Annotated in this window: 9 protein-coding genes; 5 read left to right on the forward strand and 4 right to left on the reverse strand. The window is 62.9% G+C overall.

Annotation, left to right across the window (positions count from 1 at the left end):
- Both EN939_RS06430 and EN939_RS06435 read right to left on the reverse strand, forming a co-directional pair.
- Positions 1-298: substrate-binding domain-containing protein (locus EN939_RS06430; RefSeq protein ID WP_164750897.1), on the reverse strand; the 298-nt coding region annotated here is incomplete at its 3' end.
- 55 nt (positions 299-353) lie between these two features.
- Positions 354-1,163 carry a DeoR/GlpR family DNA-binding transcription regulator gene (locus tag EN939_RS06435; protein ID WP_023813909.1) on the reverse strand — a complete coding sequence of 270 codons (810 nt, stop codon included), beginning with the start codon at positions 1,161-1,163 and terminating at the stop codon, positions 354-356.
- A 185-nt stretch (positions 1,164-1,348) separates the two neighbouring features.
- Here EN939_RS06435 and EN939_RS06440 point away from each other — a divergent pair, with 185 nt between their 5' ends.
- The 3 genes from EN939_RS06440 to ggt all read left to right on the forward strand — a co-directional run bounded on the left by EN939_RS06440 (position 1,349) and on the right by ggt (position 6,891).
- A complete protein-coding gene (locus EN939_RS06440; RefSeq protein ID WP_127267355.1) occupies positions 1,349-3,451 on the forward strand; it encodes a bifunctional rhamnulose-1-phosphate aldolase/short-chain dehydrogenase in 2,103 nt (700 codons plus the stop codon).
- Positions 3,452-3,548: 97 nt separating this feature from the next.
- Positions 3,549-4,841 (forward strand): L-rhamnose catabolism isomerase, encoded by a 1,293-nt coding sequence (rhaI, locus tag EN939_RS06445; protein ID WP_164748870.1) that lies wholly within the window; start codon positions 3,549-3,551, stop codon positions 4,839-4,841.
- A gap of 310 nt (positions 4,842-5,151) precedes the next feature.
- Positions 5,152-6,891 carry a gamma-glutamyltransferase gene (gene ggt / locus EN939_RS06450; protein WP_127267357.1) on the forward strand — a complete coding sequence of 580 codons (1,740 nt, stop codon included), beginning with the start codon at positions 5,152-5,154 and terminating at the stop codon, positions 6,889-6,891.
- An 86-nt stretch (positions 6,892-6,977) separates the two neighbouring features.
- On the opposite strand, the gene EN939_RS06455 is transcribed toward ggt, so the two are convergent.
- Together EN939_RS06455 and EN939_RS06460 are read right to left on the reverse strand one after the other, a co-directional pair.
- Entirely contained in the window at positions 6,978-7,325 is a 348-nt protein-coding gene (locus EN939_RS06455) for a hypothetical protein (RefSeq protein ID WP_032808338.1), read from the reverse strand.
- A gap of 434 nt (positions 7,326-7,759) precedes the next feature.
- Positions 7,760-9,865: a TonB-dependent siderophore receptor gene (locus EN939_RS06460; protein WP_164748871.1), complete on the reverse strand. Its 2,106-nt coding sequence runs from the start codon at positions 9,863-9,865 to the stop codon at positions 7,760-7,762.
- Between the two features lie 401 nt (positions 9,866-10,266).
- Here EN939_RS06460 and EN939_RS06465 point away from each other — a divergent pair, with 401 nt between their 5' ends.
- A complete protein-coding gene (locus EN939_RS06465; protein ID WP_245456803.1) occupies positions 10,267-11,064 on the forward strand; it encodes an ABC transporter substrate-binding protein in 798 nt (265 codons plus the stop codon).
- On the forward strand, positions 11,057-12,122 hold a 1,066-nt coding region (locus EN939_RS06470), incomplete at its 3' end, for an iron chelate uptake ABC transporter family permease subunit (protein WP_164750898.1). The genes EN939_RS06465 and EN939_RS06470, both read left to right, overlap by 8 nt.

The following is a 12,122-nucleotide window of genomic DNA, read 5'->3' on the forward strand; positions in this document are numbered from 1 at the left end:
GCACCAAGGCGTCGGCGTCATTGGCCGAAATGGCGATGGCGTTGACCTTCTGCGCGATCAGCGAATTGACCACTTCGATCTGCGCTTCGGCGGTCGCCTTGGTCGGGCCGGTGTAGATGATGTCGACATCGCCGAGTTCCTTGGCCGCCTCTTCGGCGCCCTTGTTGGCGGCATCGAAGAAGCCGTTGCCGAGCGATTTCACCACCAGTGCGATCTTGACGTTTTCGGCATAGGCGGCATTCACGAACATGGCGGCTGAGAATGCAGCCGTCACCATCAATTTCTTCAAGAAGCTCATCGAATTTCCTCCCTTGAGCGTTGCATTCCATCGTCGCTGCGAGCGCGAGTTGGCCTCAGGCCTGCAGTGAAGATTCTTCCTTGTTGGTCGCGGATGTGCGGGCGACGATCAGCGTCACCCCCGCGGTCTCCAGCATCTTGGCTTCGCGATCCTCGATGCCGTCATCGGTGATGACGGTGGCGATGCGCGACAGGCCGCACAGGATCAGGCTGGAGCGTTTGCGGAATTTCGAGGAATCGACCAGCACCACCAACTCGTCGGCTTGGTCGATCAGTTTCTGCTCCGCCTGGATCAAAAGCGGATCGCCCTCCATCAGGCCGAGCGGCCCCAGACCCTGCGCGCCCATGAACATGCGGCGCGCATAGAAATTGCGCGTCACGTCATTGTCGAAGGGCGACAGGATGATGTTCTGCTCGCGATAAATGGTGCCGCCCGACAGCATCACCGTGTTCTTGGAGTGCTTGAGCAGGTGCTCGGCGATCGGGAACGAATTGGTGAAGATCGGCATGCGGCGGCCGGTCAGGAAATGCACCATCTGAAAGGTGGTGGTGCCGCCATTGATGATGATCGGTTCGCCGTCCTTGCACAGTTCCACGGCTTCGCGTGCAATCGCCCGCTTCTGCGAGGCGTTGATCGTTTCGTTGACGGAAAAGGGCCGGCCGGCCAGCCCGATGAACTGCGGCGGCGAGATTGCCTCGGCGCCGCCGCGCACACGGCGCAGCCGCTTCTGGACGTGGAGGGCCGCGATATCGCGCCGGATCGTCGCCTCGGACGACTCCGTCAGGTCGACCATCTCCTGCACCGTCACCACAGGCTTTTCCTGGACAGCGGACAGAATGATCCTGTGGCGCTCTTTTTCGTGCATGGTTCCTCCCTGCCTGAGCATCTAGGCACCCAAAACGCGCAGTGTCAATCATTTCCGATCATATAATTTCATTGTGCAGTGCAATATGATCGATATTGATCGTTTGTGATTGACAAGCCGGCTGCTTCCGTGGAAATTCGGGGCCAAATGGCCGCGCCTTTTGCGTGCCTTCGGGAGGATTTCTTATGCTCGACAAGCGCACCGGCGCGCGCCTCGCCAATCTGTGGGACGAGGCCAAGGCTCACGCTATGAGCGGGCCGGAACTTCTGGTCTACCGCTCGAACACACTTGGTTCCGACAAGCGCGTCACCAACTATGGCGGCGGCAACACGTCGTCGAAGATCTGGGAGAGAGACCCGCTCACCGGCGAGGATGTCGAAGTGCTGTGGGTCAAGGGATCGGGCGGCGACAGCGCCTCGATCAAGCTGGACGGCTTTGCTACGCTCTACATGGACAAGCTGCGCGCGCTCAAAGGTCTCTATCGCGGCGTCGAGCACGAAGATGAAATGGTCGGCTTCCTGCCGCACTGCACCTTCAACCTCAATCCACGCGCGGCCTCTATCGACACGCCGTTGCACGCCTACGTGCCGAAGCCTTTTGTCGACCACATGCATCCCGATGCCATCATCGCCATTGCCGCCGCGAAGGATTCGAAGGCGCTGACCAAAGAAATCTTCGGCGACGCCATCGGCTGGTTGCCGTGGAAGCGTCCCGGGTTCGAGCTTGGCCTGTGGCTGGAGAAATTCTGCCTCGAACACCCCGATGCCAAGGGTGTCATCCTGGAAAGCCACGGCCTGTTCACCTGGGGCGACACCCCCAGGGAATGCTACGAGACGACGATCTCGGTGATCAACCAGGCGATCGAATGGTTCGAGCGCCGCTCCGAAGGTGTCGCTATCTTCGGCGGTGAAGTGGTCAAGGCACTCGACGCCACCGAGCGCCGTGCCATCGCGGCCAAACTGATGCCGAGGATTCGGGGCCTGATCTCGGAGAAGAGCCACAAAACAGGCCATTTCGACGATTCCGCCGCCGTGCTCGAATTCGTCAATTCCAGGGATCTGCGCCCGCTGGCGGCACTCGGCACCTCGTGCCCCGACCATTTCCTGCGCACCAAGATCCGCCCGCTGGTCATCGAATTCGATCCGGCCAAGCCCGATGTCGATGCGGTGATTGCGCGGCTTGCCGACGACATCGCAGCCTATCGCGTCGGCTACCAGGCCTACTACGACAGCTGCAAGCATCCGGACTCGCCCGCCATCCGCGATCCCAATGCCGTCGTCTACCTGATGCCCGGCGTCGGCATGTTCACCTTCGCCGGCGACAAGGCGACGGCGCGCATTTCGGGAGAATTCTATGTCAACGCCATCAACGTCATGCGCGGCGCCTCCACCGTCTCGTCCTATGTCGGGCTGCCTGCACAGGAAGCCTTCGACATCGAGTACTGGCTGCTCGAGGATCTGAAGCTGCAGCGCATGCCGAAGCCGAAGTCGCTTGCCGGCCAGATCGCCCTGGTCACGGGTGGCGCCGGCGGCATCGGCCGCGCCACGGCCAACCGGCTGCTGCGCGAAGGCGCCTGCGTGGTGCTGGCCGACATCGACGAGACAGCGCTGGCCAGCGCCAATGACGAACTGGCCAAGGTCTATGGCAAGGATTTCGTCCGCCCGGTGCTGATCAACGTCACCTCGGAGGACCAGGTTATCTCCGGCTTTGCCGAGACAGCGGTCGAGTTCGGCGGCATCGACATTCTGGTGTCGAATGCTGGCCTCGCCTCCTCGGCGCCGATCGAGGAGACGACGCTGGCGCTGTGGAACAAGAACATGGACATCCTGTCGACCGGCTATTTCCTGGTCTCGCGGGAAGCGTTCCGGCTGTTCCGCGCGCAGATGATTGGTGGCAACGTCGTCTTCGTCGCCTCCAAGAACGGCCTTGCCGCATCACCCAACGCCGCCGCCTATTGCACCGCCAAGGCCGCCGAGATCCATCTCGCCCGCTGCTTGGCGCTTGAGGGCGCGGAGGCGCAGATCAGGGTCAATGTCGTCAACCCGGACGCGGTGCTGCGCGGCTCGAAGATCTGGACCGGCGAGTGGAAGGAACAGCGCGCCGCCGCCTACAAGATGTCGACCGACGATCTGGAGGAGCACTATCGCTCGCGTTCGATGCTGAAGCGCTCGGTCTTCCCGGAAGACATCGCCGAAGCGATCTATTTCCTGGCGTCCGACATGTCGGCCAAGTCGACCGGCAACATCATCAATGTCGACGCGGGCAACGCCCAGAGCTTTACGCGCTAGCCGCTTCGCCCTTCTCCCCATCACTATACGGGGAGAAGGTGTCGGCAGGCGGATGAGGGGCAGCGCTGCCCGCATATATTTTGGGAGGAACCAGCACTTGTCCGAATCCATCATCTCCGCCGACCTCGTCGACAAGGACAACGCCGCGCGCAAGCCCAACCTCGAGCGCGACTACGCCTCGCTCGGCGAGCGGCTCGACCGTCGCGGCATCGCCATCGACGCTATCAGAGACAAGGTCGAGAAATTCGCGGTGGCGATCCCGTCCTGGGGTGTCGGCACCGGCGGCACGCGCTTTGCCCGCTTTCCCGGCGCCGGCGAGCCGCGCGATATCTTCGACAAGATCGAGGACTGCGCCGTCATCCAGCAATTGACGCAAGCGACGCCGACCGTCTCCCTGCACATTCCGTGGGACAAGGCCGACCCGAACCGGCTGAAGCAGGCGGCTTCGCGCTTTGGCCTCGGCTTCGACGCCATGAACTCCAACACTTTTTCCGACGCGAAGGACCAGGCGCTTTCCTACAAATTCGGCTCGCTGTCGCATGCCGATGCCGGCACGCGCCGGCAAGCGGTCGAGCACAATCTCGAATGTATCGAGATCGGCAAGACGCTCGGCTCCAAGGCCCTGACGGTGTGGATCGGCGACGGTTCGAACTTCCCGGGCCAGGTCAATTTCGCCAAGGCGTTCGAGCGCTATCTCGACGCCATGAAAGAGGTTTACGCCGGACTGCCCGCCGGCTGGAAGCTGTTCAGCGAGCACAAGATGTACGAGCCGGCCTTCTATTCCACCGTCGTGCAGGACTGGGGCACCAACTACATGATCGCCAGGGAATTGGGCGACAAGGCGTTCTGTCTCGTCGACCTCGGCCACCATGCCCCCAACGTCAACATCGAGATGATCGTCTCGCGGCTGATCCAATTCAAGAAGCTCGGCGGCTTCCATTTCAACGATTCGAAGTATGGCGACGATGATCTCGATGCCGGTTCGATCGACCCCTACCGGCTGTTCCTCGTCTTCAACGAACTGGTCGATGCCGAACTGTCCGGCACCGAGGGTTTCGATCCGGCGCACATGCTCGACCAGAGTCACAACGTCACCGATCCGATCGAAAGCCTGATGCTGTCGGCGGTCGAGGTGCAGCGCGCCTATGCGCAGGCGCTGCTCGTCGATCGCAAGGCGCTGGAAGGTTTTCAGGACAGTAATGATGCGCTGATGGCGACGCAGACGCTGAAAGCCGCCTACCGCACCGATGTCGAGCCGATCCTCGCCATGGCGCGGCTGAAGACTGGTGGCGCCATTGATCCGGTCGCGGCCTATAGGGCGGCGGGTTACCGCGCCAAGGTCGCTGCGGAACGGCCGGCGGTTGTGGGTGGCTCTGGCGGCATTGTCTGAGGCCGAGCCGGCCCCCTCATCCGGCCGTTTTGCGGCCACCGACCCTCCGGGCGTTCGTTGTTCGAAAAGCCAAGCAGTTGGCTTTTGGCCCGCTGCGCGGACCACGCCTCACCCCCGCTGGGGAGAAGAGACTGACGTCAGCGCTGACAACCTCCTCTCCCCTCGGGGAGAGGTCGGATTGCCTCGAATTGCGCTTCGCAATTCAGTTGGCAATCCGGGTGAGGGGGCTCTTCTCACGCTCCCTTAATTGTTAGTGGACTCGATCAGTCCAACACGGTCTTCTAGGCGTCCCCCCGCCCGGAGAACCGCCATGCCTCTCAACCGTCGGACACTGATCGCCGCCAGTCTTTCCATCACCTTCGCCCTCGCGCCGTTGACGGGCGTCTTCGCCGCATCGCCTGCGCCGGCCAAGGGCGAGCACGGCATGGTGGTGACGGCCCAGCATCTGGCGTCCGAAGTCGGTATCGAGGTGCTGAAAAAGGGCGGCAATGCTGTCGATGCGGCGGTTGCCGTCGGCTATGCGCTCGCGGTCGTCTACCCCAATGCCGGCAATATCGGCGGCGGCGGCTTCATGCCCATCCGCTTCAAGGACGGCAAATCGACCTTTCTCGATTTCCGCGAGCGGGCGCCGCTGGCGGCGACAAAAACCATGTATCTCGACAAGGACGGCAACCCGGTGAAGGGGGCCAGTCTCGACGGCTATCTTGCGGTCGGCGTGCCGGGTTCGGTGGCCGGTCTGGAGATGGCCCGCGAAAAATACGGCAAATTGTCCCGCCAGGATTTGATGGCGCCGGCAATCGGCTATGCCAGGGACGGCTTCATCCTCAACCAGGGCGACGCCGCCTCGTTTGCCGGCAGCGCCGACAGGCTGGCGAAGGACCCCGCGGCCGCCGCCATATTCCTGAAACCCGACGGCAAGCCCTATGGCATCGGCGAGCGGCTGGTCCAGCCCGACCTCGCGGCGTCGCTCGCCGCCATTTCCGAAGAGGGTGCGGATGCCTTTTACAAAGGCGCCATCGCCGATGCCATCGTCAAGGCGAGCGGCGCCAAGGGCGGCATTCTCGCCAAGCCCGACTTCGAGCAATATGCGGTGCGCGAACTCAAGCCCGTGACCTGCACCTATCGCGGCTACGAGATCACCTCCTCGCCGCCGCCCAGCTCCGGCGGCGTCATCATCTGCGAAATCCTCAACGTTCTGGAGGGCTATCCCTTATCCTATCTCGGTGCCGGATCGGCCGAGTCCATCCATGTCATGGTCGAAGCGATGCGCTATGCCTATGTTGACCGCAATTCCGCGCTCGGCGATCCCGATTTCGTCGACAATCCGGTCTCGAAATTGCTTGATAAGGCCTATGCCAAGGATATCCGCGACAAGATCGACCCGTTCCGGGCCGGCGTGTCGCAGGATCTGATGCCGAAGGGCTTTGGCGAGAGCAAGGAGACGACGCATTATTCGATCATCGACGATGAAGGCAATGCGGTCGCGGTCACCTACACGCTGAATGGCTCCTTCGGAGCCGGCGTCGTCGCCGACGGCACCGGCATCCTGCTCAACAACGAAATGGACGATTTCACCCAGAAACCCGGCGTGCCCAATCTCTACGGCCTTGTCCAGGGCGAGGCCAACGCCATCCAGCCGAAGAAGACGCCGCTGTCGTCGATGAGCCCGACCGTGGTCGCCAAGGACGGCAAACCGTTCATGGTCATCGGCAGCCCGGGTGGCTCGCGCATCATCACGATCACGCTGGAAGCGATCGTCAATGTCATCGACCACGGCATGAACATCCAGGAGGCGATCGACGCGCCTCGCATCCACCATCAATGGCTGCCCGACAAGGTTTATGTCGAGCCGTTCGGCCTGTCGCCGGACACAGAAAAGCTGCTGGCCGGCATGGGATATCACCTCGATCTCGCTGACCAGACCTGGGGGCAGGCGGCCGGCATCCTGGTCGGCGGCAAGAGCCTGGCGGAAATCGAGAAGGGCGGCGGCGCGCGCTACAACGGCGCCATCGACAGCCGCGCGGCCTCTGGCGAGGCGCTCGGATACTGACAGCTCGGAGGAAAAACCTGGTGCAGCGTGGCGATTCGGGTTGATCGCCCGCTGCTCAAGTGGATCGGCTCACACCGATTTGGCCGTCACAAGACCAGCGTGAGAGTGGACGCAACCAGCATCAAGGCGGCAATGCCGACGAACAGCGCATAGATACGCGGCCGGTCGAGCAGCAGCGCGTTTCCGGATATCCAGGCGGACGTGGCGCCGCCAAGCGCGAAGAGGAAGCCGTTGCGGTGCCCGAAGACCATCGATGCGGCCATCAGCCCGCCAATGATCAGCGCACCGAACACGATGATCACGGCAACGGCATATCTCTCGAAATCATTGCCGCTACCCATGCTCGGGCCGATTGCGTTCAACGTCGGCAGGTCGTCCGGATCGAAAGGGTTCGTCGACCCGTATTCGTCTTGACCGGCAGGCTCTCGCATCATTCATTCTCCGTATAGCGGCAACAAACCATCAAGCCTTGCCGAGCGCAACCCGATCGCACTCCCTTCAATGCGTTTGGTACGGTCTTCTACACCTTCTGGCGACGACCGCCGCCGGTTTTTTGATTCGTTGCCTTTTTCAGGCAATCCAATCCAGAGCGCGCCGCCCGGAGGCGGTCGTGGGACCATCCATCCTGGAATGCATTCGTGGAGGAAAAATGATGCGGGACGTGGATTGCGCTTCGCGGGCAGCGATTTTCGGCGAGCGGGACGTCGCACGCCCACCGTGACGGTGCGAATCGTCTTGCCGCCATCCGGACGGAGGACAGGGCCGCGTCGAATCGCGGCTCTGGACGCGCGTCATCACAGGTTCATGCGGCGCGCTTCAGATCCCGCATGCCAGATCACTGCCAGCCGAGGCAGCCGAGCGGCATGCATCAGAACTTCATGCTGAGGCTGCCCTTGATGACGCGGCCTTCGCCATAGATGCAGCTGAGGTCGGCATTGCTGCCGGCCTCATAGCAGGTCGAATAGTAGGTCTTGTCGAACAGGTTGGAGACATTGAGCGCTGCCTGCCAGCCATTCTTCTTGTAGCGCAGTGCCGCGTCGACCAGCGTGTGGCCGGGCACGTTAACCGTGTTCGTACTGTCACCGAAGCTGGCGCCGATATAGCGCACGCCGGCGCCGACACTCAGGCCCTCGAGCACGCCGCTGCCAACCTCATAGTTGGCCCACAGCGATGCCTGGTGTTCCGGCACCCTGGCCGGGCGGTTACCGACGACGGCGGCGGCATCGCTGGTTATCTCCGCGTCGAGATAGGTGTAGGCCGCCGTCATGCTGAGGCCGGAAGCCAGATCTGCGTTGGCCTCGATCTCCAGGCCGCGATGGCGGACTTCTCCGGTCTGGACCTGGTAGACGGGATTGGCTGCTGCCGTCGGCACATTGGTCTTGCGCAGGTCGAACAGCGAAGCGGTGATGAAGCCGGGGAAGAAGGTCGGCTCGTATTTCAAGCCGACTTCATACTGCTTGCCCAACGACGGCAGCAGCGCGTCTCCGGACTGGGTCGGGCCGATATTGGTGGTGAAGGATTCGGCATAGCTGGCGTAGGGCGTCAGGCCGTTGTCGAAGAGATAGCCGATGCCGATATTGCCGGTGAAGGCATGGTCCTTCTGATCGTAGCTGCCTGCACCGTCGAGTCGGTTGAAATTGGTGTGGTCGATCCAGGCCTGCCGGCCGCCGATTGTCAGGACCCAGTGGTCGGCGATCTTGGACTGGTTTTGTGCATAGAGGCCGACCTGGCCGATCGTCTCCACGCGATCCGTAATGATGAGGCTCGGCGGCGTGACAGGGATCGAGTAGTCCGGGTTCTGGGTGTCCAGCGGCGGACCCGCCCCGTAGCCGTTGCGCCCGTCGACCGATTGTCTGCTGTAATCCAGACCGAACAGCAGCTTGTTTTCGACCACGCCGAAGTCAGCCTTGTACTCGGCCTGGTTGTCGACGTTGAACAGCCTTGCCGTCTCATCCACGGTGAACAGCGTGCGCTGCACCGTATGTTCGTCTGCGCCGATGTATGGGCCGCCAAGCCACTCGCCAAAATAGAGCTGCCGGTAGTCGGTTTCCTGCTGCGAGTAGCGCAGGTTTTGCCGCACCGTCCAATGGTCGTCGAACTCATGGCTGAACTGGTAGCCGATCGAACCATGGTTGGCATCGAAGCGGTCGAAGTCAGGCGAGCCGGTGAAGAAATTGCGCGGCAGATTGCCATACTGCGCCGGCAGAAACTGATTCGTCGTCAGCCTGTCCCACTGGTAGTTGGCCAGGACGGTCAGCGAGGTCTGCGCATCCGGCTGCCACTTGAGCGCCGGCGCGACGAAGATGCGGTCGTTGCGGGAATAGTCGGTTTCGAGCGCGCCGTTGCGAACCAGGCCGGTCAGCCGGTAGGACCACACGCCGGCATCGTCGATCGGGCCGCCTATATCCAGCCCGGCCTCGACGGTGTTGAAGCTGCCATAGCTGAGGAAGCCGTCATAGATCGGCTTGTCAGTCGGCCGCTTGGTGACGGCATTGACCATGCCGCCAGCCTCGTTCTCGCCGTAGAGCACCGAGGATGGCCCCTTCAAGACTTCGATTCGCTCCAGCCCGTAGGGCTCGATCTTGAAGCCTGAGAAATCGATCACTTTCTGCGGCAGCCCGTCGCGATAGATCGCCGACGTGCAGAGGTCGAACCCACGAATCAGGCATTGGTCGAAGCGATCGTCGACGCCCCATGGCGAGATGGTGACGCCGGCGAGATAGGACAAGGCGTCCTCAAGCTGCCCCGGCTGGCGATCGTCGAGCTGCTTGCGGGTCACCACCGAAATCGAGCGCGGAATTTCCTTCAGCGGCGTGTCGGTTTTCGAGCCGGTGGTGGTGTTTTTGGCGATGTAGCCGTCATCCGGTCCGACCGGGCTGTCGCTCTGTCCCTCGACATTGATCGGGTTGAGCTCGGTCGCGGCTTCCTGCGCAAGGACCTGGGTGCAAAGCAGGGTCGAAAGCGATGCGACCACGAGGCTCCGGGTCCGGCTTCGCCGCCGCGCCGCACGATATGCACTCAACCCCATCTTGATACCCTCACTGCCCGCAATGCGCGCAGGACCGGTCCGCCTTGCGCCAATTTAAATTTGTTGACTCGGTTAGTCATCTTCAATGTTGACTATGGAAGTCATGTTTCATAGTCAACCGACCATCGGCTGCCGGCAGCCAGATTTTTGAATGCGTCGTTTTGGAGAAAACCCGTGCCTGAAATCCACGCCCAGCCGGCTTTCCGCACAGGCGCTGCGCGATGATGGCAGCCCTTGAATCCCACAGGGCCGACCGTCTCCGCGGTCGGATCACCCGGCGCGGCGCGCTGGGACTTTTCGTTCTGCCCTTTGCCGCAATTGCATCGCCATCTGCCACGGCGAAACCGTTGCGCATCGTCTGCCTGGATGACGGCCTGGCCGAGACCTTGCTCATGCTCGGTGTCAGCCCGGTTGCCATTGCCGGTCGCGACATCTGGGAGACCTGGGTGGTCGAACCGCCGCTGCCGCCTGAGATCGCCGATGTCGGAACGCTGCTCGAACCCAATCTCGAATTGCTGCAGCAACTCAGGCCCGACATCATCCTGTCCATGCCGTATCTCGACGGCATCAAGCCGCTGCTCGAACGCGTGGCGCCGGTGACGACGATCGGGCTCTATACCGAGGCCGGGCAGCCCTATCAGCGCGCGCTCGAGGCGACGCGCCAGCTTGCCGGGCTTGTCGGCAAGGAAAGCGAAGGCGAGGCGCTGATCGCGGCGACAGATGCGTATTTTTCGGAAGTTCGCCGGCAACTGGCGCCGCTTTCGGCGCGGCCGATCTATGTCGTCAGCTTCATGGACCCGCGCAATGTGCGCGTCTACGGCAAGAAGAGTCTGTTTCAGGAGGTGTTCGATCGCATCGGGCTCGCCAACGCCTGGACGGCCGAGACCAATTATTGGGGGTTTTCGACCATTGGTATCGACGGGCTGGCGACATCCAGCGACGCTCGCCTCGCCTATCTTGAACCCTTGCCCGAGGGCGCGGGCGGCACGCTGACCGAAAGTCCGGTCTGGAACGCCATGCCTTTCGTGCGCAACCGCTCGATCATGCGTCTTCCCGCCGTCCATATGTTCGGCGCCCTTCCGTCCGCCACCCGTTTTGCTCGGGTCCTGGCGTCTGCGATGACTGTGGAGGCCGCCCGTGGCTGAGGATGCTGCGGCCATTGCCCAAGGGGGGAAGCATGCGTCGGCCGGCCGGGCCTCCGCGTGGAGCTTTTTCAGCAATCAGCCGGTAGGCGCGATCCTGCTTTGCGCGGTGCTGCTCGCGGCAGCGTCAGCGGCAACCGTCTCAAACCTCACCGTGCAGCTACCATCGGCGCTCTGGCTCCAATCGCTCGCCGCCCCCGACATCGCCGACATGCGGCAGGTGCTCGTCCACTATGCTTTCCTGCCTCGGCTTGCCGTCAGCCTTCTGTGCGGTGCGGCGCTCGGGCTTGCCGGAACCGTCCTGCAGCAGGTTCTGCGCAACCCGCTTGCCTCGCCCGAAACGGTCGGCGTCTCGGCCGGTGCCTATCTGGCGCTGGCGCTGACGACGCTTCTGTCACCGTCGCTGCTTGCCTTCGGGCGCGAATGGGTGGCGCTGGCTGGCGCATTCGTCGCCCTTGCCGCCGTTTTCGCTCTGTCCTGGCACAAGGGCCTGTCGCCGCTTTCGGTGGTGCTGGCGGGGCTTGTGGTCAGCCTTTATGCCGGCGCCATCGGTGCCGCTCTCATTGTGCTGCGGCATGAATGGCTGGCCAGCCTGTTCATCTGGGGCGCCGGTTCGCTCGGCCAGCAGGACTGGTCGACGACGCTGTGGCTGTTGCCGCGCATCGGCACTGCTGCGCTTGCGATCTTCTTCATGGTGCGGCCACTGACCTTGCTTGGCCTCGACGATGAAGGCGCGCGCAGTCTTGGCGTGCCGCTCGGCGCCTATCGCTTCGCCGGACTGGCGGCCGCCGTCGCGCTGATCGCGTTTGTCGTTGCCGCTGTCGGCGTCATCGGTTTCGTCGGCCTGGCCGCGGCGACGCTCGCGCGCATCGGCGGTGCCCGGCGGCTGGGCCAGCAACTGGTGATGGCGCCGCTGATCGGCGGGGCGCTGTTGTGGGCTGCCGACCAGGCCGTGCAGATCGCCACCGGGCCGCAAGGCGACCTGCTGCCGACCGGAGCGATTACAGCACTTCTCGGCGCGCCGCTGCTTCTCTGGCTGCTGCCGCGCCTTGCTCTTGGCT

This window comes from Mesorhizobium sp. M7A.F.Ca.CA.002.05.1.1, assembly GCF_003998335.1.
Lineage (GTDB): Bacteria > Pseudomonadota > Alphaproteobacteria > Rhizobiales > Rhizobiaceae > Mesorhizobium.

What these genes read in the sequence shown, in the direction of transcription:
- EN939_RS06440 (WP_127267355.1), top strand. Translation starts at nt 1,349, where the DNA reads ATGCTCGACAAGCGCACCGGCGCGCGCCTCGCCAATCTGTGGGACGAG.
- ggt (WP_127267357.1), top strand. Translation starts at nt 5,152, where the DNA reads ATGCCTCTCAACCGTCGGACACTGATCGCCGCCAGTCTTTCCATCACC.
- EN939_RS06435 (WP_023813909.1), bottom strand. Translation starts at nt 1,163, where the DNA reads ATGCACGAAAAAGAGCGCCACAGGATCATTCTGTCCGCTGTCCAGGAA.
- EN939_RS06455 (WP_032808338.1), bottom strand. Translation starts at nt 7,325, where the DNA reads ATGATGCGAGAGCCTGCCGGTCAAGACGAATACGGGTCGACGAACCCT.